The sequence below is a fragment of the Falsihalocynthiibacter sp. S25ZX9 genome, from assembly GCF_041205405.1.
In the GTDB taxonomy this organism is placed as follows: domain Bacteria; phylum Pseudomonadota; class Alphaproteobacteria; order Rhodobacterales; family Rhodobacteraceae; genus Falsihalocynthiibacter; species Falsihalocynthiibacter arcticus.
The window spans coordinates 110,166-133,398 of sequence record NZ_JBGFCD010000010.1 but is presented as its reverse complement, the minus strand read 5'-3'; the positions used below and the strand labels follow the sequence as shown (position 1 = coordinate 133,398).

At 53.3% G+C, this 23,233-nt stretch carries 21 protein-coding genes, 1 tRNA gene and 1 pseudogene; 10 read left to right on the top strand and 13 right to left on the bottom strand.

Annotated elements, in window-relative coordinates; all coding sequences use genetic code 11:
* Positions 1 to 29 precede the first annotated feature (29 nt).
* Positions 30 to 1,565 carry a hypothetical protein gene (locus AB9F29_RS12875; protein ID WP_369755957.1) on the top strand — a complete coding sequence of 512 codons (1,536 nt, stop codon included), beginning with the start codon at positions 30 to 32 and terminating at the stop codon, positions 1,563 to 1,565.
* Positions 1,566 to 1,612: 47 nt separating this feature from the next.
* On the opposite strand, the gene AB9F29_RS12870 is transcribed toward AB9F29_RS12875, so the two are convergent.
* Positions 1,613 to 2,803, bottom strand: a complete 1,191-nt coding sequence (locus tag AB9F29_RS12870; protein WP_369755956.1) for a tetratricopeptide repeat protein — start codon at positions 2,801 to 2,803, stop codon at positions 1,613 to 1,615.
* Between the two features lie 199 nt (positions 2,804 to 3,002).
* A complete protein-coding gene (locus AB9F29_RS12865) occupies positions 3,003 to 3,695 on the bottom strand; it encodes an SH3 domain-containing protein (RefSeq protein ID WP_369755955.1) in 693 nt (230 codons plus the stop codon).
* 367 nt (positions 3,696 to 4,062) lie between these two features.
* On the opposite strand from AB9F29_RS12865, the gene AB9F29_RS12860 reads away from it, so the two are divergent.
* Positions 4,063 to 4,518 carry a hypothetical protein gene (locus tag AB9F29_RS12860; RefSeq protein ID WP_369755954.1) on the top strand — a complete coding sequence of 152 codons (456 nt, stop codon included), beginning with the start codon at positions 4,063 to 4,065 and terminating at the stop codon, positions 4,516 to 4,518.
* A 62-nt stretch (positions 4,519 to 4,580) separates the two neighbouring features.
* On the opposite strand, the pseudogene AB9F29_RS12855 reads toward AB9F29_RS12860, so the two are convergent.
* The 3 genes and pseudogenes from AB9F29_RS12855 to AB9F29_RS12845 form a co-directional block, all read right to left on the bottom strand.
* A pseudogene (locus AB9F29_RS12855) lies at positions 4,581 to 5,048 on the bottom strand (transposase); the annotation flags it as partial.
* Between the two features lie 322 nt (positions 5,049 to 5,370).
* Positions 5,371 to 5,631 carry a hypothetical protein gene (locus AB9F29_RS12850; protein WP_369755953.1) on the bottom strand — a complete coding sequence of 87 codons (261 nt, stop codon included), beginning with the start codon at positions 5,629 to 5,631 and terminating at the stop codon, positions 5,371 to 5,373.
* A 19-nt stretch (positions 5,632 to 5,650) separates the two neighbouring features.
* Positions 5,651 to 6,052 carry a helix-turn-helix domain-containing protein gene (locus AB9F29_RS12845; protein WP_369755952.1) on the bottom strand — a complete coding sequence of 134 codons (402 nt, stop codon included), beginning with the start codon at positions 6,050 to 6,052 and terminating at the stop codon, positions 5,651 to 5,653.
* A 110-nt stretch (positions 6,053 to 6,162) separates the two neighbouring features.
* Between AB9F29_RS12845 and AB9F29_RS12840 the strand changes: the two genes are divergently transcribed.
* Positions 6,163 to 6,378, top strand: a complete 216-nt coding sequence (locus AB9F29_RS12840; RefSeq protein ID WP_369755951.1) for a hypothetical protein — start codon at positions 6,163 to 6,165, stop codon at positions 6,376 to 6,378.
* A gap of 195 nt (positions 6,379 to 6,573) precedes the next feature.
* On the top strand, positions 6,574 to 7,590 hold the full coding sequence (locus AB9F29_RS12835; RefSeq protein ID WP_369755950.1) for a tyrosine-type recombinase/integrase: 1,017 nt from the start codon (positions 6,574 to 6,576) through the stop codon (positions 7,588 to 7,590).
* An 87-nt stretch (positions 7,591 to 7,677) separates the two neighbouring features.
* On the opposite strand, the gene AB9F29_RS12830 is transcribed toward AB9F29_RS12835, so the two are convergent.
* Positions 7,678 to 7,751 (bottom strand) — tRNA-Cys (locus AB9F29_RS12830).
* A gap of 206 nt (positions 7,752 to 7,957) precedes the next feature.
* On the opposite strand from AB9F29_RS12830, the gene AB9F29_RS12825 reads away from it, so the two are divergent.
* The 3 genes from AB9F29_RS12825 (at position 7,958) to AB9F29_RS12815 (ending at position 11,165) form a co-directional block, all read left to right on the top strand.
* Positions 7,958 to 8,611, top strand: a complete 654-nt coding sequence (locus AB9F29_RS12825; RefSeq protein ID WP_039004617.1) for a protein-L-isoaspartate O-methyltransferase — start codon at positions 7,958 to 7,960, stop codon at positions 8,609 to 8,611.
* Between the two features lie 71 nt (positions 8,612 to 8,682).
* Complete coding sequence (locus AB9F29_RS12820) at positions 8,683 to 10,083, top strand: TolC family outer membrane protein (RefSeq protein WP_369755949.1); 1,401 nt, start codon at positions 8,683 to 8,685, stop codon at positions 10,081 to 10,083.
* Between the two features lie 71 nt (positions 10,084 to 10,154).
* Complete coding sequence (locus AB9F29_RS12815; protein WP_369755948.1) at positions 10,155 to 11,165, top strand: hypothetical protein; 1,011 nt, start codon at positions 10,155 to 10,157, stop codon at positions 11,163 to 11,165.
* 1 nt (position 11,166) lies between these two features.
* Here the strand turns inward: AB9F29_RS12815 and AB9F29_RS12810 are convergent, their stop codons facing one another.
* Both AB9F29_RS12810 and AB9F29_RS12805 read right to left on the bottom strand, forming a co-directional pair.
* Positions 11,167 to 12,612, bottom strand: coding sequence for a cobyric acid synthase (locus tag AB9F29_RS12810; RefSeq protein ID WP_369755947.1), 1,446 nt, complete (start codon positions 12,610 to 12,612; stop codon positions 11,167 to 11,169).
* A gap of 122 nt (positions 12,613 to 12,734) precedes the next feature.
* Positions 12,735 to 13,049 (bottom strand): DUF6280 family protein, encoded by a 315-nt coding sequence (locus AB9F29_RS12805; RefSeq protein ID WP_039004620.1) that lies wholly within the window; start codon positions 13,047 to 13,049, stop codon positions 12,735 to 12,737.
* Between the two features lie 217 nt (positions 13,050 to 13,266).
* On the opposite strand from AB9F29_RS12805, the gene efp reads away from it, so the two are divergent.
* Positions 13,267 to 13,833, top strand: coding sequence for an elongation factor P (gene efp, locus AB9F29_RS12800; protein WP_039004621.1), 567 nt, complete (start codon positions 13,267 to 13,269; stop codon positions 13,831 to 13,833).
* Between the two features lie 40 nt (positions 13,834 to 13,873).
* On the opposite strand, the gene AB9F29_RS12795 is transcribed toward efp, so the two are convergent.
* On the bottom strand, positions 13,874 to 14,611 hold the full coding sequence (locus AB9F29_RS12795) for a folate-binding protein YgfZ (protein WP_369755946.1): 738 nt from the start codon (positions 14,609 to 14,611) through the stop codon (positions 13,874 to 13,876).
* An 82-nt stretch (positions 14,612 to 14,693) separates the two neighbouring features.
* Here AB9F29_RS12795 and AB9F29_RS12790 point away from each other — a divergent pair, with 82 nt between their 5' ends.
* The gene (locus AB9F29_RS12790; protein WP_369755945.1) at positions 14,694 to 15,377 is read left to right on the top strand and encodes a TIGR04283 family arsenosugar biosynthesis glycosyltransferase; all 684 of its coding nucleotides are present in this window, start codon (positions 14,694 to 14,696) and stop codon (positions 15,375 to 15,377) included.
* Here AB9F29_RS12790 and AB9F29_RS12785 read toward each other — a convergent pair.
* Positions 15,367 to 17,052: an ABC transporter ATP-binding protein gene (locus AB9F29_RS12785; protein ID WP_369755992.1), complete on the bottom strand. Its 1,686-nt coding sequence runs from the start codon at positions 17,050 to 17,052 to the stop codon at positions 15,367 to 15,369. The genes AB9F29_RS12790 and AB9F29_RS12785 overlap by 11 nt on opposite strands.
* Positions 17,053 to 17,303: 251 nt before the next feature.
* On the opposite strand from AB9F29_RS12785, the gene AB9F29_RS12780 reads away from it, so the two are divergent.
* On the top strand, positions 17,304 to 18,503 hold the full coding sequence (locus tag AB9F29_RS12780; RefSeq protein ID WP_369755944.1) for an alanine--glyoxylate aminotransferase family protein: 1,200 nt from the start codon (positions 17,304 to 17,306) through the stop codon (positions 18,501 to 18,503).
* On the opposite strand, the gene AB9F29_RS12775 is transcribed toward AB9F29_RS12780, so the two are convergent.
* The 3 genes from AB9F29_RS12775 to AB9F29_RS12765 all read right to left on the bottom strand — a co-directional run bounded on the left by AB9F29_RS12775 (position 18,500) and on the right by AB9F29_RS12765 (position 23,066).
* Entirely contained in the window at positions 18,500 to 19,606 is a 1,107-nt protein-coding gene (locus AB9F29_RS12775) for a pyridoxal phosphate-dependent aminotransferase (protein WP_369755943.1), read from the bottom strand. The genes AB9F29_RS12780 and AB9F29_RS12775 overlap by 4 nt on opposite strands.
* Positions 19,607 to 19,662: 56 nt before the next feature.
* Positions 19,663 to 22,521 (bottom strand): valine--tRNA ligase, encoded by a 2,859-nt coding sequence (locus AB9F29_RS12770; RefSeq protein WP_369755942.1) that lies wholly within the window; start codon positions 22,519 to 22,521, stop codon positions 19,663 to 19,665.
* Positions 22,522 to 22,634: 113 nt separating this feature from the next.
* Positions 22,635 to 23,066: an Lrp/AsnC family transcriptional regulator gene (locus AB9F29_RS12765; protein ID WP_335584697.1), complete on the bottom strand. Its 432-nt coding sequence runs from the start codon at positions 23,064 to 23,066 to the stop codon at positions 22,635 to 22,637.
* Positions 23,067 to 23,233: the final 167 nt, after the last annotated feature.

Below are 23,233 nucleotides of genomic sequence, written 5' to 3'. Positions count from 1 at the left end.
AGATAAATCGAAGCTTGAGGCAAGAATAAATGAAAAAAAGTCAATTTAGTCATTGGGTTCTGCCCTTGGCCACTGTTTGTAACATGGTGAGTTTCTCAAGCGCATTTGCCCAAGAATATGACTTCTCGCTACAGGGCTATTTCAACCCCTCTTGTGGTGGCGGCTTTTTCGAACGGGTCGAGCAAGAAGGGATGCCCTTCCAGTTTGATGTGGGGCTTTCCATTGATTTGCTCATGGGCGAACCCGTCGTTCGGTCCTCGGCGATATGGAATCCCTACGGGTTTGGCGTTTCGTGCATCGAGCCCTACAATCAAGACGGCTTGGTTCGGCTGACAAACCTGCGTCAGTACGATCCAGAGGGGAAGTCACACCCCTATAACATGGATCTCGTTGCCGAGCTTGTCGGCCCTTCCATCCAAGGCCAAACGTTCCTCAGCTTTAACCCAGGCGCGCTCAGCGCGACGGCTGGCGAGGAAGGCTACAACACGTCCGGCTCGCCAAATTGGAACCGCTTTCTATTTATGATGCCCAGTGGATCGTTTGATTTCTGGAACACCGATCTGTATCAATATCTCCCCGCCGACGCCGCCAAAGAGATTTTCCGGAGCGGGTTTTCCGTTTCCGAAGTGACCGTCGCGGATGTTGATTTCGATATGTCCGCAGCCAAATCAAACTTTGGTATGCGCGTGAAAACCGCAAATACCCTAGAAACTGTTGCCAACCGCTTGGCCGACTGGGGAAGCGACACATTCGAGGCCTATCCCGAAGAAGTCGCACAACGCATTAAAACGGACGCTGCCCAGCCCGTGCCTAAAAATTCTGCGGCCTTGCGCAAAACGATTGATGATATTCAAGCGTTGCATCGGGATTTGGCGCAGAAGGGTGGAAAAGAGAACTTGCGGGCCACGATGGATACCCTCCACGAAAACCTGCAACCCTTTTTACAGGCTGTGGATGAGCCCGAGACAAAGGAAGAATTTTGGCAAATCCATTTCAAGTCAGAAATGGACGCCGCTCAAAAGGAGCGTGAAACCATTGCTGCGGAAATTGCGGCCAATGCGCTTGAGGCCAATACAACACCAGAAAAGATAACGGACACAGAAGACTCTCCTGCTCCGGCGAAACACGTTGAGATAGACTACAAATATGAGGCTGGGACACTGGCCTCTTGGTTAGAAAATATCGCAATAGATGGTATCTTCGAGACTGATTGCGGCAAAGCTGGGTACAAAGTTCACGAGTCGGTTGTTGATGAGAAGACTGGCGAGAACATACTAAAAGTTGGCCATACCGCTCCTGTTTGCGGAAGCGCAGAATATAAGGACCGGATGTCGGAGTTTAGGTTCCTCGTTTCGGACATCACGGCCTACGACATTTCGGGATATGTATTAACAATCGAGTTCGCTGGTTTGAGTGTATCAGAGCATTATTATGAGACAGATTCCCGTGATACACACGACGAGAGGCGCCCTGATCTTGTCTTAATGATAAATGTGAAACATGATCTTGGCATAGATTATGTAGTTAAATCCCTAGACAAATTCATTGCCTACCGGACGGAATAGGCCAAGCTCCATTCGACCGGAACTTGGCCACTTTCTCTAGTTCACAATTAATTCAGTATCTCATCCAGCAACTGTTGAGCGACTTCATCTCCAGCTGCCGCGGCTTTGCGATACCAATCAATGGCGCCCTCAACGTCTCCTGATTCATGCGTGATGCGGCCAAATTTGCGCATGGATTTTACATGCCCTTGTTCGGCGGCCGCTTGAAAATACATCGCGGCTGCCAGGTGGTCTATCTCGACGCCATAACCATGAAAATACACTTGTGCCGCGCTGTGTTGCGCATCTGGGTCACCAAGATAGGCCGCCCGCTCGTAAAATTCGAGCGCTTGAAGCTCATCAATCGGATAGTCCCCAGTGTGACCTCCGTGTATTCTCGCCGACCAATACATTGAATCAGTATCTTCACCAGACTCAATAGCGCGCTCATACCACCGAAGGGCGAGGCCCAAATCCTTTGGAACATCCTCTCCTCTACGATACATGTCGCCGAGCACGTCTTGAGCGGAGGTATATCCACTTTCAGCTGCCTGAGTATAAATTTCTATCGCCTTGTAAGCGTCCTTTTCAACGTGCTCGCCATTTTCGTACATTCTTGCTAAGTTGTATTGCCCCATGGGAAAATCGGTCTTGGCGGCCTTGGAGAACCATATGAACGCCTTTTCCTTGTCTTGTGAACGGCCGTCTCCGTGAGAATACGCCACTCCCACCGTATTCATTCCCAACCCGCTGCCGCCATCAGCTGCCTCTAAGGCGAGATCAAAGGCAAGTCCGTACTCCTCGGCTTTATAATAGGCCCGCGAGAACGCGGCTTGAACTTCAGGCGAAGACGAAGCCGCCGCTTTACATGTCTCAATGGCATAATCTGTTTCGATGTCATTCCAATCCACTCCGACAAAATCCGGAAGCTGTGTCGGAGCCCCTGCTGCAAGCAAGCAATCAAATTCTTTTGTCGAATAACGTGGTGTATTTTCGGCGGTTTCAGTTTCCATATGAAGCTCTGTATCTGTTTCCTCCATCGCGACCTGCGGCTGACCAATGCCACGCAATGCTTCTTGCGCGAGTTCATGGTAAATTCCACAGTGAGAAAATGCGTTAGCATAGCTTTGAAGCGCGGCCTCAGATCCGCTGTCCTTTACGTCAGGCCAAACGGAGCGCGCCTCGTCACATGACTCTTGCGCCACAACGGCACGCGCAAACATTAACAAGACGATATTTAATAGTAACCCAAGCTTCACGATGACAACCTTTCAAAAACCAACATTTCCCAAAGCGACAAAGAAACTTCTCCTTCGCTTTTCAGAAGGTTATATTTGGTCGCCAAGCTATTTTTTAGAAAACTTGAGTGGGGGACTGAATTTACATCCAGTGTGACCAAGTTACACGTTTTGGGCTGATAGGAGGCTACCGCTTTTTTAATGGTGAGCGGTTTTCCTATCAATCTCCTGCAATAAACGTCGTCATTTTCCACTGGCCATTCTCGGAGGTAAAAAAGGCGCGGTAACCAACGGATGATCTGAGGTAGTCGCTGTGGGCGAAACCTGTGGTGTCGTCATTAAGTCGAATTTTCAGGTAGGGTGCACTCACTTCGCCAAGGTCCATCATTGTGACGATGTCATAGCTTAAACGCGAAATAACTTCTCCGGATTTACTTGGCCCGCCCCGCAGTGCAACGCCATCGCCCGTAACGAAGTACGTCTCAAATGGATCCGCATACTCCGGAAGATCAACACTCCAAGTGTAAGGAGCAACAAATACATCTCCGCCTTCTTGAAATCGACCACCCAGCCGTAGCGTGGTTTCCAGATTAGCCCAGTATTCCGCACGCATTTGTGGTGCTAAATGCCGATAATCCTCGGCTAGGTTATTGGGACCTACCGTCAAAAGTTTGCGGAAATCTTCGTGACCAGACGCACCACCAAAACTAAGTTCGATTTCGCTACTTGCTTGGCTAACGACGTAGTCCGCATCACGGCGTTCAATTGCTTGAAGTAGATCGCTTCGAAAACTCGAAAAGCTTTGATTTGACGCGCCTTCGTCAACAGGTAGAGCGCGAAGCGTTTGTGCCGAAATACTCGAGGGCATCATTAAGACCAAACCCAAAGTGGCCGCGAGAAGAGCTTTCATCATGAAGGATGTCTAGCAGCGAGGTGGGTATTATCATAACGCAAATAAAATTCGTGCTTCTCGTCTGAAGATAGGCGTACCTCAGGGCGCGGTTGGAGGGTACACTCTGAACGTTGCGAGATCTTCGCCTGGTTGTGGAAGGGCCTTTTCGGCGACCCAAGTACTAAGTTATAGGACATTGTCACACTCGCCCGGACCTAAAAGGAGTTCCTAAACGCATGTTGGAAATCTCGGGATCAGGCGCGCCTATATCAGACAGGTTGCAAAAATTATAGGAAGTATATGTTTTATAACAATATCTTATACCCATACCTTAGATAGAAACTACGGTCTTCTATCTACAAATCCATGACAACGGAAAGAAACGTATATGTTTGATGAGATCGTTTCCTTTGCTCCGAAACTCCGACAATTCAAGTTAGAGATAACCACAGCCCTGGCTTGGCTGTCTGGCCGAGTGCCGTCCAGTGATCCGATATTCCAACTGATGGAAAAACTGTTGGAAACTGTTGGTTACGACCAATCAAAAGCCGTCAGTGTTTATCACAAAATGGTCACGGCGGAACAATTTGAAAAAAACCATCACATCTTTTACGATTACTCGAAACACACATCCGCGCTTCTGCTATCAGCCAGACCAACCGATCCGGCACTCGAAAAACCCAGACCGCTCCCGTCGGACATTATCGAGATCAGAAGGGTACTCAATAATTGGTTGGACTTGGACGTTCCCAAAATCTTGACGTTTGAGAAATCCGACAAGGAAATTGTTGAGTTGTTGGACATACTGCAACCTGACCGCGACAGCACCCAGCCCGCAAAGTGAGCGTGACTGAGAGAAACCCACGGCGTTGTCACAATACTTTCGATCTATGAAATGCCTCAAGTATAGTGGCTGGCGAGCGGGCGGTTTTGCCATGCCTTGATTTCGGGGATCAGTTTGTCAGTGATGGCGCTGATCGAGGCATTGGAAACCTCAAGCCCGTAGATTTCAGAGATGTGCCCCGCAATGTCCAGATAGCTCATCCCCAGCCCAAACATCGAAAGGATTTTGCGCTCGATCTCGTCGCTCATATGGGTCTCGTGTTTCTTCACCAGTTGCGGCTCAAACGACCCGTCCCGGTCGCGTAGTGTGGCTAGATCAAAGCTGCCTGTGGTGGATCTTATGGTTTTGCGGCCAGAACCATTTCTGCGGTTGGCTGGCTTGGCATTACGCAAATGCGCGTCCATTTCGGCCTGAAGAGCCGCTTCGGTTAACTGCTTGATCAGCGGCGTCAGGATGCCATCCTTGCCGGTGAGCCCATGGCCATCTTGCAATGCAGCCAACGCCGCATCAAAATCAAATTCTTCGCGCATGTGTCATTCCTTTTCTTCAGTTTATAGAAATGACACGGAATATCTAACGCTCCCGTAATAGGCCCAGATGCAGGTGCTATTGGTGTTCTGGCGACCGTCCTGTTCTATCTGAAGATGCTTGGTGCATTCTTGTAGACCCTAGAAGCAGACATTCGCCGCAGCTTGATCGCAGGTCGGCTCAGGGCCGTTCACTACACCTTCTAGAATAGTGCGGGATGTCTTTGCCGCGACCTGCATCGATGCCGCCATTGGTTGGAGCGAGCAGCGTATTGCTTTCTTCTCCGGGGGGATCCTATGAGGCTAATGCACAATCGGCCGGGGCTCAAGAAATGAACGGAAATGATCGGAGATACTTTTTCATCAGTGGGCGAAGCGTCTTTTGGCCGAAGATAATGCCAAACACTCCAAATACGATCAGGACGACGTAGAACGACCGAACGGCATCCCACTCAGTTTGCGCAGACGACGCGATCATGCTTGATGCGCCAACAAGGAGGCAGACCAAACCGAAAGTGCCAATGCGCTGCCCTCGAATGAGACGGGGACGGTCTTCAAGTTCTACATCAGGTGCGCTTGTAGTCATTTGTTTAAGTTCCTCTTGTCTAAAGGGTGTCAAAGTACTTCTTGGCAATTTCAGCCGCCGGCTCGCTTGATTGGGATGCTTGTTCTTCGACGAAGCCGACGATTTTACTTGTCTTTTCGTCACTGAGATCGAGCTTGCGTTGCGTTCTCTCATTTAGGACCGCAAAGGAGCAAATCTGAGAGAGGCGTTTCTCACTCTTTTCGACCGGACCCTTCCCCGTTAGCAGCCACTCAAGGTTCATGTTGAAACGTTCGCAAATCTTCACAGCTGCCAGTGCAGGCAGTTCCCGTTTTTCTTGTTCGTAGTATTTGTAGGTCCGGTCTGAGACGTCGATGACGGCGGCCAATACGGGCTGGGTGAGGCCGTGTTTATTCCTTACCTCCTTCAGTCGTTGCCCTATTCCATACAAACCTGTTGACATTGGTGCACCTCTGGTTACTTATGGTGCACAATGGTGCCCCTTAAGTGCGTTTTGCGTCGTTCTGTTCACTTTGGAGGAACTAAAGATTGATTTCAATAGAAAGGTGAAACGTGCCCAAAGTTCTGGAAACACCGAAGGAATTGGCAAACCGCATTGGATTGCCAGTCACCAACATTCGCTACCTCATCCGAGAAGAGATGCTTGAGCATGTCTTCACCGCCCCGGGTAAGCGGAACCCAAAGATACCTAAAGGATCATGGGAGAAGTACGTTTCACAATTTAGCGTCAAAGCCCAAGCAGACGGAAGGTTCATTGATGAAGCCTAGGACCCCCATTTTCGCAAGCGACGCAACAGCCGCGCGCTTGCTAGACCTTAGAACAAATCAGTTCACGGACTTGGTTAAGCAGGGCCATTTGCCGCCTGGGCGAGAGATTGCCCCGGGCGTGCTTCGCTGGGACACGGAAGGCCTTCGCCGAATATCGAATGGCGATAACAGCGACACGTGGGGGGGAATCGATTGGTGACCACACGCAAAAAGTACCTTTGGCGGCATAAATCGGGACGTTGGTACGTTCGGAAATGCGTGAATGGAAAAATGATCTATCTGGGGCGGATTACAGCCGAAGAGGGCACAGCTGCGTTTGATCAGCAATATTGGGAGATCTTGAGCGGAAAGAAGGCCAACGTGAAAACGTCATGGGCCGCGCTAATCGATGCGATGCGCGAAACCGACAAGTGGGCCAACTATTCTGCCCGATATCGTGGCGACCTCGAAAAAGTCTTCAAATATCTGACTGAAAAAATCGGTGGCGCAGATGTCGCCAAATTGACCCAAGCCGACATTTATGAGGCGATGGACAATAACTGCCATCGAGTCCGCTTTGCCAACTACATTCCGACTGCAATTAGCATGTTATCCAAGCTGGCGATCCGCAAGCGGTGGCGGCAAGACAACCCTGCCGTTGATATCGAACAGCTTAAAGTTCCTAAAGATCGTGAAAAACCACATCTGCCATGGGCCGACTGGGCGGTTGAGAAAATGCGGGAAGAGGGTGGGCTGCTGCCGTTGCTGATCTTTGAGATCGGTGTGGGGAGTGTACAGCGTCCCGGTGACTGGGTGGACTTTCAGTGGGGCGACTATGACGGCGAAACTTTGAAATTACGGCAGAATAAGACTGGCAAACCTTTGCTTCTTCCTTGCACCGAAGCTTTGAAAAGAGCGTTGGACCGTGCCAAATCCAGTCTTGAATTTACGCCACATCCATCACGGCACATCCTGACGCGCGCTGACGGTTCTGCGATGGATTATCACGCGATGGCGCGGGTGATGGTGCGAGAGCGCAAGCGGCTGGGGTTGATGGCCTTTGATCAACACGCGTTACGCTATCGGGGTGTGATGGAATTGGCGTGGGCCGGTTGTACCGACGATGAGATCGCCAGCTTCAGTGGCCACACGTCCAAAGCCATGATTATCAAATATGCAGGCGAAGCGCGGCAAATCATGCGGGCACGTCAGGCCGCAGCGAAGCGCAGATGATTAACGAACAGAACAAGCACAGAACGTGAAACTGATACCCGAGGTGATACCCTATGAATCAACAAAACTGTAAGTCATTGAAAATATTGGAGGCGAGTACGAGAATCGAACTCGTGTACACGGATTTGCAATCCGCTGCGTAACCACTCCGCCAACTCGCCGCCGTGGTGGTCTTGGACGCTATTTAGGGGGGATTGTGGTGCGTATCAAGTGCTCTTTTGCGCGCCCTTCGCAATATCGCCCTGTGAAACGCAGCGCTGTCGAAAATAAGAGACATTCCGCATCATTGTGTGGAGAGGGTGTCTTGCCCAGCGTGGCGATCTGTGGCAAGACGGTTTAAACGAAACTAGACGAACGAGTTTAGTCCATGACTAATTTTATGACCCGCCGCACAATGATGGTTGATACGCAAGTTCGCCCGTCGGATGTAACGAAATTCCCAATTATTGCAGCTATGCTGGATGTCGAACGCGAGAAATACGTGCCAGAGGGGTTGCGCCAAGCAGCTTATCTGGACGGAAATCTGTCGCTCGGCGTGGGACGCGTGGTGTTTGAACCACGTACCATGGGGAAATTGTTGGACGCCTTGGATGTGCGCAAGGATGACCTCATTCTCGATATCGGCTGTGGCCTTGGATACTCGGCAGCGTTGCTGGCGCGCCTCGGGGATACTGTGGTTGCAGTTGAAAGCGATGAAACACAAGCCGAGGAGGCGCAGCGCGCGTTGTCGGAAAACGGTGTTGATAACGCGGCTGTCGTGGCTGGCGCGCTTGAACTGGGCGACGCAAAGCACGGTCCTTATGATGTGATCGTTATCGAAGGTGGCGTTGAGATCATTCCCGAAGCTTTGACGGCGCAACTCAAAGACGGTGGCCGTATTGCCGCGCTCTTTATGGAGGGCGCGTTAGGCGAGGTTCGTATCGGCGTACGTCACGGTGCAAACATCAACTGGCGTCGGGCGTTCAATGCTTCCGCACCGGTTTTGGCGGGCTTCCAGCACAAGCAAGAGTTTGTTTTGTAGGCTCCTTTTGGCGGCTAACAAGAAAAATACAACCAAAGGGCGGCAAGCCCAGCAAAATTTTGGAGCGTGGTATGAGTGGGCAGAAAATGAAAAAGGTGATCGGGTTCACGGTCGCGATGCTCATGTCTTCTACGATCGCCAGTCGTGCCGAGACATTGGCCGACGCCCTTGTTTCCGCCTATAATAATAGTGGATTGCTAGAACAAAACCGGGCGCTTTTGCGGGCTGCGGATGAGGATGTAGCGCAATCGGTTGCGGCATTGCGCCCGACCTTGTCTTATATTGCCTCTCTTGATTACTCGTACTCTGACCTCGAGCGCCCAAATCTTGGCGGATACTCTGATGGTCTTGGGACAGGGCTAAACCTTGTCGCGGAAATGACCCTCTATGATTTCGGGCGCAATCAACTAGCTGTTAAAGCCTCAAAAGAATCGGTGCTCGCGGCGCGCGAAAACTTGATCGGTATCGAGCAACAAGTGCTCTTTAACGCGATTAACGCATTTTTGTCCCTTTCAGAAGATCTTGAATTTGTCGATCTTCGCCAGAATAACCTTCGGGTTATTGGGCAAGAACTTAAGGCTGCTCAGGATCGCTTTGAAGTGGGCGAAGTGACGCGCACGGATGTTTCGAACGCCGAAGCCCGCTTAGCGGCGGCGCAGGCAGGTTTGGCGGAGGCCAAGGGCGAAGTTGCCGTATCGCGAGAAGTTTATAATTCTGCGATTGGCCACTATCCAACGACTTTGGCCAGCCCTCCGCGTGCCCCCAAAGTTGCGACTTCTCTTGACGCAGCGCGGGACGTGGCGCTTAGAAATCATCCGGATTTGAAAGCCGTTCAGCGAACAATTAAAGTTGCCGAATTGAATGAAGAACGGGCAGAACGGTTGAAATACCCGACGTTAAATGGCGCGGCGCGGGCGGGTTTGAATGGCGTTTGGAATGAATACGACAGTTCAAGTGCTGTTGTATCCCTCGAACTTTCGGGCCCGATTTATCAAGGTGGCCGTCTTCCTTCGCTCGCGCGGCAAGCGCTTGCTGCGGTCCAAGCTGAACGTGCCCAACTTCATTTGGTAAGCCTTGCGGTGCAACAAAACGTTGGGACCGCATGGGCGCGGTTGTTGGTTTCAGAAGCAAGTCTGTCATCACGGCAAGCGCAGGTCGTCGCGGCGCAATCTGCCTTTGATGGCACACGCGAAGAGGCCGCCTTGGGCGCGCGCACCACATTGGATGTTTTGAACGCCGAGCAAGAAGTCTTGGATGCAAAAGCGGATGTGATCGTGGCGAATACAATTCGCTATCTTGCCGACTATGCTTTGCTGGCTCAAATGGGGTTGCTAACCGCCGAGCACTTGAAGCTTAAGGTCCAAATCTATGACCCTTCGGTCTATTACAACGCTGTCGAAAATGCGCCCTCTGGGTATAGTAAGCAGGGGAAGGCGCTGGACCGTGTCCTCAAAGGCTTGGGAAAAGAGTAGAATTGGCGCTATCTGTTGTGAAAATTTGCGAAAACGGGTAAACTCATTCATGAGGCGATAGCAGGTAATTCATGTCCGACCCAGTTGCAAATATTGAAATTGAAGACGTTTTGTCGTCCATCAGACGCTTGTTCAAAGAGGACAGTCGGCACGAAAATGTTGCCGAGGAAAACCCCGAGAAACAAGGCGTTTCAACGGCCCTACCACAAGAAGACAGTGATGATCGCCTTGTGTTGATACCCGCTTTTCGGGTTGATCCAAATCGCGAGAAGTGGGCTGCAGAAGCCTTTGATCCTGAACTCGAATCGTTGATTGACGCGCCTGTCAGCGGCGCTGATTCTGTGGATAAGCCGCCAAAAGCTTCTGTGACGCGTTTGCATCTCCTCCCCGATGAGGCTCCCAAGGAAAACCTTGAGGTTTTGGTTCTTGGGGCATGGCAAAAAACCTTAGACGAGACCCCTCAAGAAAATACGCCAAACGTGGCAGTCGAAAGCCTCGTTCAGCAGTCGCTTAAAACCCACGTTGAAGTTGAATCTGAAATGGCGGCGCAAGCTGACGCTATTTCAGCTTCCCTGATCCGCCAGTCCTCGCTCAAAGCGACCATCGCTGAGCTAGAGGCCGCAATTTCCAAGCAGGGAAGCGTGTTTGAGCCTGATGGAAGCGAGGAAGTCGGGTCTATTCCGGAAAATGAACCGCTTCAGTGGCAAGATGCGGATGCTCGCACCAAGCTTGAAGCGCTGGTTGCCGAGCCTGAAGTCATCGAGCTTGATGCGGGGCCACAAGAGGTCGATCCTGACTTTGTGCGGCGTCACGCGGCACCCGTGGGCGTAGATGATTTTGAAGAAGACGAGGATCCTGCACCAAGTTTCGCTCATTCCGAACCTGACGATCTCCAAGAAGCGTTGGATCGCGATTTTGGGGTCAATGATCTGCCTATCGACGAAGATGCGCTCAGGGATTTGGTGTCGGAGATTGTCCGCCAAGAGTTGCAAGGGGCTTTGGGCGAGCGAATTACCCGCAATGTGCGCAAATTGGTACGGCGTGAAATTCATCGGATTATCTCAAGCCAAGAGTTCGAATGAGCTAAACCTCGTCCGCTAGGTCCAGAATTTTCGCAAGATCCATGTGCATTTCTAAATGCGCAGCAAGCGCGTCGAGCGTTTTTTCCACATCCGCAGTGTGATCGCGCATCTCAACTGGTGCGCCAAGTTGCCTCAAATAGGCCGCTCGAAACGCGTTTGAAGCGAAAATGCCATGTAGATAGCATCCCTGAACCCGCCCGCGCGCGGCCCCTTCGGCCCGTCCGTCAATTTCCAGCCACGCAAACGCGCAATCTGGCCCGTTGGTTTCCCCGATATGAATTTCATACCCCTCAACCGCGCAGCCGCTTTCGATGTGGGTCGCTTTGGTTAATGCCACGCGCTTTTCAGGCTTCATATGGGTGGTGATGTCGAGGTGGCCGAGGCCTTCGACGCGGGAGGGCGTGCCTTCGATTCCGTCCTCGTCGACAATCTCTTTTCCCAACATTTGATAGCCGCCGCAAATACCCAGAACCGCCCCCGAGCGCCGGATATGTGCGGCCAAATCAATGTCCCATCCTTGGGCTCGAAAGAACGCGAGATCGGCAATGGTGGATTTCGTGCCGGGTATCAAAATCAGGTCAGCATCGGCGGGCAGGGGGCGTCCAGCCTCGATTATCTCAACTGTAACTGAGGGTTCCGCAACCAAAGGATCAAGATCGTCGAAATTCGCAATGCGCGACAGGCGCGGCACGGCGATTTTGAACGCGCCGCCCTTGCGGGTCGCAATATCCATCACATCCTCGGCGGGCAGGCGCCACGCGCCCTCAAACCACGGCACAACCCCCAACGAGGGCCAGCCGGTCCGGCTTTCGATCGCCGTCACACCCGCGTCAAACAGGCTGGGATCCCCGCGAAATTTATTCACAGCAAACCCCTTGATCCGCGCCGAATCCGAGGTTGATAAAACAACCTTCGTCCCGACAATTTGCGCAATCACGCCACCGCGGTCGATGTCGCCGATCAAAATAACCGGAACCGAAGCCGCTTCGGCGAATCCCATGTTGGCAATGTCGCCATCGCGCAGGTTGATTTCCGCAGGGCTGCCAGCGCCTTCAATGAGGACCAAATCACAGGACGCGGCTAGGCGATGAAAACTTTCAAGCACCGCAGGCAGAAGTTGCGCCTTGGCGCGCCCATAATCGCGGGCCTTCATGGTGGCAAATCTCTTGCCCTGAACCACAACTTGCGCGCCTGTATCGGACTCGGGCTTGAGCAAAACGGGGTTCATATCAATGATGGGGGGCGTGTGGCACGCCATAGCCTGAAGCGCTTGGGCGCGACCAATCTCGCCACCATCCAGCGTTACGGCTGCATTGTTGGACATGTTTTGCGGCTTAAACGGGCGCACGATTAACCCGCGTCGCGTGAAGGCACGGGCAAGCCCCGCGACAAGCATCGACTTGCCGACGTTAGAGCCAGCCCCTTGAATCATGATCGCTTTGGCCAAATCTGTCCCCAAAAATTCTTTGTCCTAGAAACACCAAATCAGGCAGCATGTGCAACGTTTTTAACCTAAAAACGCAAAACGCGCCCTTAAGGACGCGCTCAGCAAAACTGGTAGTCAAAGCCTTAAGCGGCTTCAGCCTGTTGATTACGACGGTCGCTTTCTTCACGAGAAAGAGCAACAGAAGTCCGAACACCATTGGACACAAAGCTCATCAAGCCTGTGACAACGCGTTCGTTTGGATCGATACCCGCGCAGGACAAAACCTCGCGGCCATCACGTGAACGTGCCCAGCGAGCAATTTGCTCAGGACCATTCCCGTATTTCTTATCGTCTGCAATCGCATCATCCAACGCAGCCAAAACAACAGCCGCGAAAAGCTTTCGCGAGCGGTTCCCTTGTTCGTGGTTGAAAGCGGTGCCATCAACGAAATCAGCCATTTGGGCATCCCCTTTTAAATATTGCACTTGTACTTTTGAGCGTTCGGCGAATATGACGGTTTTTTGACGATTCGGTATTTCTCATTTGGAATACCAGATATGCGCTCCACGCATAGCTTTATTTCAATAAACATCGATATAGTCGCCTTGTCAGCCAACCTTGGCCAATATATAGGTACACCATTGTTTACATCAACCCTCCGAGACGAGAATTACCATGCCAAAAATAAACGGAAACGAAATTCGCCCCGGAAATGTGCTTGATCACAACGAGGGTTTGTGGGTTGCCGTAAAGGTAGATCACGTAAAGCCAGGAAAAGGCGGAGCTTTCGCGCAAGTGGAACTCAAGAATCTGCGTAACGGTTCCAAGCTGAACGAGCGTTTCCGCAGTGCCGATAAGGTCGAACGCGTTCGTCTTGAGCAAAAAGATCAGCAGTTTCTCTATGAAAACGACGGAATGTTGGTGTTCATGGACGTCGAAACCTTCGATCAAATCGAACTGCCCTCGGATTTGCTCGGCGAACGTCGCCCGTTTTTGCAAGACGGCATGACGGTTGTCATCGAATTTTATGACGAAGAAGCCTTGAACGCCCGCGTGCCGCAAAAAGTGATTTGCGAAATCGTCGAGACCGAGCCTGTTGTCAAAGGCCAGACCGCCGCGAATTCCTTTAAACCTGCGATCTTGGACAACGGTATCAAAATCATGGTACCGCCGTTTGTGGGACAGGGCGAAAACGTTGTCGTCGACACCGTTGCCATGGAATATTCCGAACGCGCGTCCTAACGCTTGTTCCAATCGCGCCCCTGCGAGGGGGCGCGTTACCCTATGATGTCGCGTTATAGGTCAGGGTCGCCGTACCCGCCTGCATTTCCCCAATCGCCCGATCAAACCGCAGATAGGCAATGGCGCGTCCATCGGCTTGAGAATACAGTGTTCCGACCGTCTTGCCCTCGCGGGTGATCTCTGTGCCAATGGGGGCCGCGCCGTCAATCGAAACCGTTGCCAAGCCTTTGCGCAGCTCGGTTTTATGCTTCATCCGCGCTGTGACCTCTTGGCCGACATAACAGCCCTTTTTGAAATCCACACCGTTGAAACGCTCAAATCCGGCTTCAAGGATATACGTGTCAGGGGTCAACTCAATGCTCGTCTCAGGGATGCAATGAGCCACACGCTGCGCCGTGAGGTCCGCCGCAACCTGCACCCCCGTCCCGTAGGACCGCCAGCCAAGACCCACATGGCGCGGGTCGGCAACCGCTCCCTCTGGTGCCGCGCCAAACCCGTTGGAAACCTTGAGGTCACTAGGTGAAATCTGCACGTCAGCGCGCAATTTATACATGCTCAAACGTTGCACCACCGCATCTGCGATTTGCGCATTTACGTCCAGCAAAATATCATCCACCCGCACCATCAAAAAGAAATCCGCCAGGTATTTCCCCTGTGGCGTCAGCAGCGCCGTATAAATCAGCCCGCCCCGCGCCACATCGTTGGTCACCAGCCCCTGCAGAAACTCCACACGGTCGGCTCCCGAAATTGTATAAATCTTGCGATCAGCTTGCGACATATTCCGCTCCTCATTCTGGGCCTTATTCAATATAGGTGATTGGGCGCAGGGAACAGCGCCAAATTTAGTGAAAAGGTCCAAGATGCGCGCCCCTCTCTCCATTGTGATCCCGACATTGAACGCAGGCTCAGAATTGGCGCCGACCCTTGCCTGTTTGATGGAGGGGTTGAATGCAGGTTTGATCCGCGAACTGGTGATTTCCGACGCAAGCTCATCTGATGATACCGTTGAAATCGCACAACTTTCGGGGGCCGAGGTCGTTTCTGGCGCGGTGGGGCGGGGGGCGCAACTCGCCCTTGGGGCGGCGGCCTGTTCGGGCGAATGGCTGCTCTTCCTCCATGCCGATTCCCATCTCTCGGAGGGGTGGAGCGCGCATGTCTCAAGGTTTATCGCGCAGGAAACGGATGCTGGATACGGCGATCTGGTTTTACGCGATGACGCCATGATGGCGCGGATGACGGCCCGTGGCGCCAACTTGCGGTCCCGCCTTTTCGGGCTGCCCTATGGCGATCAAACCCTACTGATTTCGCGGGCTTTATACGACGAGGTGGGCGGCTATCCTGACATTCCGCTCATGGAAGATGTCGCCCTCGCCAAAGCCCTCAAAGGGCGGCTCAAACGCGGCGGTTTTCAGTCTCAAACCAGCGCCGCACGTTACCGCGAACAAGGCTATGCCAAACGTTCCCTGCGAAATCTAACGACACTTCTGCGCTATAAATTGGGCGCTGACCCAAAGAAATTAGCGCAGTCCTACGCTAAGAAGTAACGTCTTCCTCGGTTTTGAATTGCATGGCATAGAGCGCCGCATAGGTCCCCGATCGGGCTAAAAGTTCATCGTGCGTGCCTTCTTCAACCACGCGCCCCTGATCCATAACGACAATTTTATGCGCATTTCGTACCGTCGAGAGGCGATGCGCAATCACAATCGCCGTGTGCCCCTTGGATAACTCCTCCAGTGCCGACTGCACAAAGACCTCGGACTTGGCATCCAGCGCGGATGTTGCCTCATCCAGCAGCAGTATTGGCGAGCGGCGCAACAGGGCCCGTGCAATGGCCACCCGCTGCCGCTGACCGCCAGAAAGGTTCGTACCACGGGGGCCAGCTGGGCTCGCCAGCCCATCGGGAAGCTGACCAAGGAAATCCGTCACATGCGCCGCCTCAAGCGCGCGTTCAAGGTCTACCTCTGTAATATCCGTGTGCCCCATCAAAACATTGTCGCGCAAGGTTTCGTCAAACAAAAGCGAGTCCTGTGACACCACCGAAAACGAATGCCGCAGGATAGAAAGGTCAAAATCTGCAACCGGCACACCCCCAACCAAAACCGCGCCACTGGTTGGCTCAATCAGGCGCGTGAGGAGGTTGAAAACGGTACTTTTCCCCGCCCCCGACGCCCCCACAAGTGCCGTGGTTTCGCCCGCTTTCGCCACAAAACTCACATCATGTAAAACGGGCGTATCGCCGTAGGAAAACTCAACATTTCGCAGGGTCACATCACCCGAAAATGCCTCGGTTCCCTTTGAAACGGCTGGCGACAAGATGGTCGGGCGCTCGTCAAATAGTGTATACAAACGTTGCAAACTCGCCGCTGCAACCTGCCATGTGCCCGCGATGGAACCCAAACGCCGCATGGGTTGAAACGTCAGACCCATCGCCGAGAAAAAGCTCATGAACTGGCCGACGGTTTTATCCCCCGTCACAATGTCTTGGCCGCCAAAAACCAACACGCCAAGGAACCCAAAACCCGTCATGATATCAATCATCGACGGAATAAACGCCCGTCCGGCGGCTGTCTTGATTTCGGCCCGCACAATGCGGCCAATAATATAGTTGAAACGGCTCTGTTGATAGCTCTCCATGACGTTGAGCTTGATCGGGTTGATCCCGTGAAAAATCTCGTCGAGTTGGGTCGAGCGCAAACTGGCCTCAACCCGTAACGCATTGGTTTTGCGACGAATATATTTCTGCAATACCACCATCGGCAGAAGAAGCAGAGGGATGCCTGCAATGGAAATCAGGGTCCAAATCAAGTCCACTTGGATCGCCACATACATAAGCGCAAGCAACGAGATGAAATCGCGCCCGACCCCCGAAATAATCACGCTCCAAACGCCTTGAACCGCCAGCGTATCGCCTTGAACACGCTCCATCAGCGCCCCGGGAGAGTTCTTTTGAAAGAACTGGCTATCAAGCGTCATCAGATGCCCCACAAGCTCTTTTTGCATGGTCGTGGAGGTGCGCTGCGCAACCGTCGTTAGCAGCGTTTTTTGCACAAGATTACTAATCGCGCGCGCAAAAAACAGGGCCACGATAAGCCCCCCAACCCGCCAAATCGCAGCAGAATCCCCCGCGATGAAAATCTGGTCAAACATTGGTTGCAGTAAGTAGGACAACACCCCAAGCGAACCGCCCTCGATAACCATGAAAAAGAAAGCAATGAGCATAAGGCCCGAATATCGGCGCAAATAATCATGCCATAAACGGCGGAACAATTCGCGCGATGTATAGCCCGAAAGCGTGGGAGCGTGGGGGGGATTCCGAGGAGCAGAATGGGGCAAAAGTGTCTCTCAATCGCGGCTAGACTAGACAATTGTTTAACCCTGATACGTGGTCAACGCAAGACAGGCGCGGCGGCGATTGACGGGTCGGAATTTCCCGAGTAAGCGGGTTCTATAGCCAATTGACGGAGACCAGAATGAGCCTTGCCAACGGACGCCACTACCTCGCCATTCCAGGCCCATCGGTCATGCCAGACCGCGTTTTGCAAGCCATGCACCAACCCGCGCCCAATATCTATACAGGCGCATTGGTCGAGATGGTCGCCACCTTGATCCCCGATCTAAAAGCCATCGCCGGAACACGTCACCGCGCCGCGATTTATATCGCGAACGGCCACGGTATCTGGGAAGCGGCCATCGCCAATACGCTCAAACGCGGGGATAAAGCGCTGGTGTTGGCGACGGGTCGCTTTGGCATTGGCTGGGGCGAAATGGCCACGGCTATGGGAATTGAAACCCAAGTGCTGGATTTCGGGCTGCATTCCACATTAGATTTGACGCAAGTTGCAGCCGCTCTTCGGGCGGATACAGCCCATGAAATCAAAGCGGTAACCACCGTTCATGTGGATACATCCACATCCTTTCGCAATAATATCAAAGAGTTGCGCGAAGTGATCGACGCCGTCGGCCATCCCGCACTCCTGATGGTGGATTGCATCGCCAGCCTTGGCTGCGAAGAGTTCCAAATGGACGCATGGGGCGTCGACGTCATGATTGCCGCCAGCCAAAAAGGCCTGATGACTCCCCCCGGAATTGGCTTTGTGTTCTATAATGACAAGGCCGAAAAAACCCGTGCAGCCTTAGGTCAAATCTCCAAATATTGGGATTGGACGGTGCGTGGCAACCCGCAAGAATTCTATGAATATTTCTGCGGAACCGCGCCAACGCACCATCTTTTTGCCTTGCGCGAAGCCCTGAATATGTTGGTCCACGAAGAGGGGTTAGACTCCGCATATCGCCGCCATAAAATCCTCGCCAACGCGGTTTGGGCGGCACTCGATGCATGGGGGCAGGAGGGCTCTATCCGGATGAATGTCACGGATCCAGCCCTGCGAAGCAACGCGGTAACCTCGGTCAAAATAGACGCTCCCCTCGGCACGGCCTTGCGCGACTACCTCACCAAAAACCTCGGCGTGACACTTGGAATTGGCCTCGGCATGGCGCCCGGCGGCTCCCCCGAATGGCACGGGTATTTCCGCATCGGCCACATGGGCCACGTGAATGCGCATATGGTTTTGGGCACGCTCGCTTGCATCGACGCAGGCCTCAAAGCGTTGAAAATCCCCCATGGAAACGGCGCTTTAGAGGCCGCAACGCGGGTGATCTCAGAGGCTTAACGGCTGGCCGCTTGCAACGCTTCGGGCAAGGCCCGCGCAAACAGCGCGAGGTCCGCTTCTGACGCCGCCGAAATGCGAATGCATCGATCCTGTGGGACAACAAACGGCATGCGAACAAAGATATCGCGCGCCAAAAGTTCCGCCAAAACCCGCTTGGCAAACGCGCCATCTCGCCCGCAATCCATCGTGACGAAATTCGTCGCCGAGGGGAGGGCGGTCAACCCGTTGTCCTGTGCAATCTGATAAAGACGCTCGCGGGCATGGGCGACCTTTTCCAAGGTCTCCGCAAGGTAGGTCGTGTCTGCCAATGCCTCAAGCGCACCCGCCTGCGAGATGCGCGACATGCCGAAATGGTTGCGGATTTTGTTGAAGGCTTGGATGTTCTCTGCGTGGCCAATCGCATAACCAACCCGCGCGCCCGCCATGCCATAAGCTTTTGAAAATGTGCGCATTCTAAGGACTTGCGGGGTCGTCACATCCAAGTCGGGCGCAGTGTGTTGCGGCGCAAATTCGATATAGGCCTCATCTAAGATCAACAGGCTGCCCTTGGGCAAGGCGGCGATCATGTCGTCAATCATCGGGCCGTAATGCCACGTTCCCATCGGGTTGTCAGGATTGGCCAAATAGACGATTTTCGCCCCAACTTCGTGGGCTTTCGCAACAAGGGCTTTGGGGTCTTCGTGGTCGCCGGTAAACGGGACGGTGACGATATTTCCGCCAAACCCCGCGACGTGATAATTGAGGGTCGGATAGGCCCCCGCCGAGGTCACCACAGTGTCGCCGGGTTCCAGAAACAGCCGCACAGTATAGCCCAGAATTCCGTCGATACCTTCGCCGACAAGAATATTTTCCGGCGCGACACCGTGCTTTTTCGCCAGCGCGTGGGTTAAATCATAGCTTTCAGGGTCGCCATACATCCAGACGTCTTTGGCCGCTTTTTGCATCGCCGCAATGGCGCGGGGTGAGGGGCCAAAAACGCTCTCATTCGCGCCAAGCCGCGCTGCAAAAACCTTGCCGCGTTTGCGTTCTTGGGTTTCAGGCCCAACGAAGGGCACCGAGGCCGGAAGCGTTTGAGCAAGGCGCGTTTGTCGTGGTGTTTTCATTGGCGAAAATCCCATAAAATGCAGCGTTGGGCCGAATTTACACGGCCCAACCAGAGTTAAACAAGATCGGCAAGTCTTTGCAATGCAGCGGCGAGTTTTTCGGCTTCTGCCTCAAGTTCCGCCATCCGCACACGACTTTCCGCAACCACTTCTTCAGGGGCCGAGGCCACGAATTTCGGGTTGCTCAACCGCCCTTTTAAACCGCCATATTCCTTCTTCTGCTTCTCTGCCGCTTTCTCAAGACGCGATTTTTCTGCATCCAAATCAATGATATCGGCGATCGGAAGCGCGAAGGTACCGCCTGTCACGGCGATCGTCACACAGCCTTTGGGCAGTTCGGAAACCGGCGTGATGCTCTCGATACGGGCCAATTTGCACACAATCGCTTCGTTGCGTGCAAGGGCGTCTTGCTGTTTTGTGTCGAGTTGCATTTGCAACATCGGCAATTTCGCCCCCGCAGGTACCCGCATTTCGGCGCGAATAGAACGGATCGCTTCGATCAATCCGATGACCCAATTCATCTCGCCATCCGCGTCCTTGTCCATGATGTCTTCGCCATACGTCGGCCAATCCGTGTGGATCAACATCTTGGGACGTGCCGCAATCGAGGACCAAAGCTCTTCAGTTATGAAGGGCATGATCGGATGCAAAAGGATGAGGCATTGATCAATAACCCACGCCATTGTCGCGCGTGTTTCTGCAATGATTTCATCGTCTTCGGAATAGAATAGCGGCTTGGCAAACTCAACGTACCAATCGCAAACCTTGCCCCAGACAAACGCATATAGCGTGTTGGCCGCGTCGTTGAAACGGTACGCCTCAAGGGCTGCGTCCACGTCAATTCGTGCTTTTGCCGCTTCGCCGATGATCCATTTGTTGGCGGTCTGCTTAACGCTCGCGGTGTCGAAATCTGGCGAAGGAACGCATTCGTTCATCTCGGCAAAACGCGCCGCATTCCACAGCTTGGTGCCAAAGTTGCGATAGCCTTTAATCCGGTCCTCAGACAGCTTCAAAACCCCGCCCATCGCCGCCATTTGCGCCATGGTAAACCGCAACGCGTCCGCGCCGTAAACGTCCACAATTTCCAGCGGATCAATCACATTGCCGCGGGTTTTCGACATCTTCTCGCCCTTCTCGTCACGCACGAGTTGGTGGAGGTATACCGTATGGAAGGGGTCTTTCTTTTCAACGGCTTGCGACATCATCATCATCCGCGCGACCCAGAAAAACAGGATATCCTGCCCCGTGATCAACACATCAGACGGATAGTATTTCGCCAATTCCGGCGTCTGCTCAGGCCAACCAAGCGTCCCCATGGGCCAAAGGCCAGACGAGAACCATGTGTCCAAAACGTCGGGGTCACGGGTCAGAACCTTGTCACCCGCTTGCGCTTGGGCTTCCGCTTCGGTCGGCGCACAGAAAAACGCCCCGTCCTCATCGTACCAAACAGGCACCTGATGGCCCCACCAAAGTTGGCGTGAAATACACCAAGGCTCGATGTTTTCCAGCCAGTGATAGAATACTTTCTCGCCAGACTCGGGCATGATATTCACACGACCTTCGCGTACAGCTTCCAGCGCGGGGCCGACGATTTTCGCCGTATCCACAAACCACTGATCCGTCAGCATTGGCTCAATAACCACTTTGGAGCGGTCCCCAAACGGCTGCATGATCTTTTTGCTTTCGACGTAGGGCACGGAAACCGTGAACTCCTCGCCCTCGTCGTCCTTGCGCACCTCGGTCGTCATCACAGCCAAACCCTCAGCCGTAATATCTGCAATCACCGCTTTGCGCGCCTCAAAACGATCCATGCCGCGATAGGCTTCGGGCACCAAATTCATCGCGGCGATCATCGCCTCGTCGAATTCCAAGTCCCCGTTTGCAATGGCTTGTGCGGTGGCGGCTTCCTCAACATAGGGGCGCCCATCCGCGCGCATGGCGGCCTTTGTATCCATCAGGTTATACATCGGAATGCCGCCACGCTTTGCAACCTGATAGTCGTTAAAGTCGTGGGCTCCGGTGATTTTTACCGCGCCCGAGCCGAAATCCATCTCGGGATATTCATCGGTAATGATCGGGATTAAACGGCGGCTCTCTTTGGGGCCAACGGGAATTTCACAGAGCATGCCAACGATTGGCGCATAGCGCGCGTCGTCCGGATGCACTGCAACCGCACCATCGCCCAGCATGGTTTCAGGGCGGGTTGTCGCAATCGCGATATAGTCGCGGGTCTCGCGCAATGTCTCAACGCCGTCTTCGTCTTTTTCAACGTATTCATATGTTTGCCCCCCCGCGAGCGGGTATTTGAAGTGCCACATATGGCCGTCAACTTCGATATTCTCCACCTCAAGATCCGAAATCGCGGTCTCAAAATGGGGGTCCCAATTCACAAGGCGCTTGCCACGATAAATCAGATCATCGTTGTACATTTTCACGAAGGTCTTGATCACGGCATCGTGGAAGTTTGGGTCCATCGTAAAGGCTTCACGCGACCAATCACAGGTTGATCCAAGGCGCTTAAGCTGGTTCTTGATGTTGCCACCGGACTCCTCTTTCCACTCCCAAACCTTCTCCAAAAAGGCTTCGCGCCCCATCTCGGCGCGGGTCGGAAGGCCCTCAGCGGCCAGCTTGCGCTCCACAATCATCTGTGTCGCAATGCCCGCGTGGTCGGTGCCTGGCTGCCACAAAGTGTCATACCCCTGCATGCGTTTTTGCCGCGTGAGGATATCCTGAAGCGTGTTGTTAAAGGCGTGACCCACGTGCAAATTGCCCGTGACATTCGGTGGTGGGATCATGATCGCAAAGGTTTCTTCGCGGCTGGCATTTGCCCCCGCTTTGAACGCGCCTTCGTCTTCCCATTTTGCGTAAATCCGTGCTTCGGCTTCACGCGCGTCGAATGTTTTTTCCATCGCCATTTTTGGCCCTCAATCTTGCTAAGTCCATTGGTTTGCCACGGTGTCCGCGCAAAAAATCTGTCCCGAATGCCTTATAGAATGCATAGCCCAAGGGGAAGGGCGCGCTTTACAAATTATGTCGTGCGGTCAAGTTTTGTGGCCAAGTGGATCAAACTCTCACTCCTTTGCACACCGCTGATTTCGCCGATTTGGTCGAGGACATCGTTGAGGGCGGGCGGTGTGGAACAGACAACTTGCAGCAAAAGGTCGAACCGCCCGCTTGTGGTCGAGACACGCTCCACCTCCGGAATGGTGCGCAAACCCGCCAACACGATCAGGTGCGCATTTGGCTCAACCGTCAGTAAAACCGTCGTATGAATCCGCGATTCTTGTGTTAAGGCCCCGATCCGCAACGTATATCCCGCGATGATGTTTTGCTTTTCAAGCCGCGCAATTCGCGCCTGAATGGTCGAGCGCGCCACCCCAAGATTGCGTGCCAATACCGCCACAGACAGGCGCGCATCGCTGGATAATTGTGCCAAAATGTTGCGATCAAGAGGGTCCATAGCGCCTGTCCTATATGTCGTTTGTTCTACCGATTGTTACGATATGTATCGCATGATCTGTCAAGGATGAACGCCAATTATTGTGCAATATCCGCGTTTTCCCGCGCAGGGTGCCACTTTATCCATGGATTTAGGCCATCGCTCTGGACACTTGGAACATGGGCGCT

Coding starts and splice junctions, on each gene's coding strand:
- AB9F29_RS12875 (WP_369755957.1), top strand. CDS start 30: ATGAAAAAAAGTCAATTTAGTCATTGGGTTCTGCCCTTGGCCACTGTT.
- AB9F29_RS12865 (WP_369755955.1), bottom strand. CDS start 3,695: ATGATGAAAGCTCTTCTCGCGGCCACTTTGGGTTTGGTCTTAATGATG.
- AB9F29_RS12860 (WP_369755954.1), top strand. CDS start 4,063: ATGTTTGATGAGATCGTTTCCTTTGCTCCGAAACTCCGACAATTCAAG.
- AB9F29_RS12850 (WP_369755953.1), bottom strand. CDS start 5,631: ATGACTACAAGCGCACCTGATGTAGAACTTGAAGACCGTCCCCGTCTC.
- AB9F29_RS12845 (WP_369755952.1), bottom strand. CDS start 6,052: ATGTCAACAGGTTTGTATGGAATAGGGCAACGACTGAAGGAGGTAAGG.
- AB9F29_RS12825 (WP_039004617.1), top strand. CDS start 7,958: ATGACTAATTTTATGACCCGCCGCACAATGATGGTTGATACGCAAGTT.
- AB9F29_RS12820 (WP_369755949.1), top strand. CDS start 8,683: ATGAGTGGGCAGAAAATGAAAAAGGTGATCGGGTTCACGGTCGCGATG.
- AB9F29_RS12815 (WP_369755948.1), top strand. CDS start 10,155: ATGTCCGACCCAGTTGCAAATATTGAAATTGAAGACGTTTTGTCGTCC.
- AB9F29_RS12805 (WP_039004620.1), bottom strand. CDS start 13,049: ATGGCTGATTTCGTTGATGGCACCGCTTTCAACCACGAACAAGGGAAC.
- efp (WP_039004621.1), top strand. CDS start 13,267: ATGCCAAAAATAAACGGAAACGAAATTCGCCCCGGAAATGTGCTTGAT.
- AB9F29_RS12795 (WP_369755946.1), bottom strand. CDS start 14,611: ATGTCGCAAGCTGATCGCAAGATTTATACAATTTCGGGAGCCGACCGT.
- AB9F29_RS12790 (WP_369755945.1), top strand. CDS start 14,694: ATGCGCGCCCCTCTCTCCATTGTGATCCCGACATTGAACGCAGGCTCA.
- AB9F29_RS12785 (WP_369755992.1), bottom strand. CDS start 17,052: ATGCTCATTGCTTTCTTTTTCATGGTTATCGAGGGCGGTTCGCTTGGG.
- AB9F29_RS12780 (WP_369755944.1), top strand. CDS start 17,304: ATGAGCCTTGCCAACGGACGCCACTACCTCGCCATTCCAGGCCCATCG.
- AB9F29_RS12775 (WP_369755943.1), bottom strand. CDS start 19,606: ATGAAAACACCACGACAAACGCGCCTTGCTCAAACGCTTCCGGCCTCG.
- AB9F29_RS12770 (WP_369755942.1), bottom strand. CDS start 22,521: ATGGCGATGGAAAAAACATTCGACGCGCGTGAAGCCGAAGCACGGATT.
- AB9F29_RS12765 (WP_335584697.1), bottom strand. CDS start 23,066: ATGGACCCTCTTGATCGCAACATTTTGGCACAATTATCCAGCGATGCG.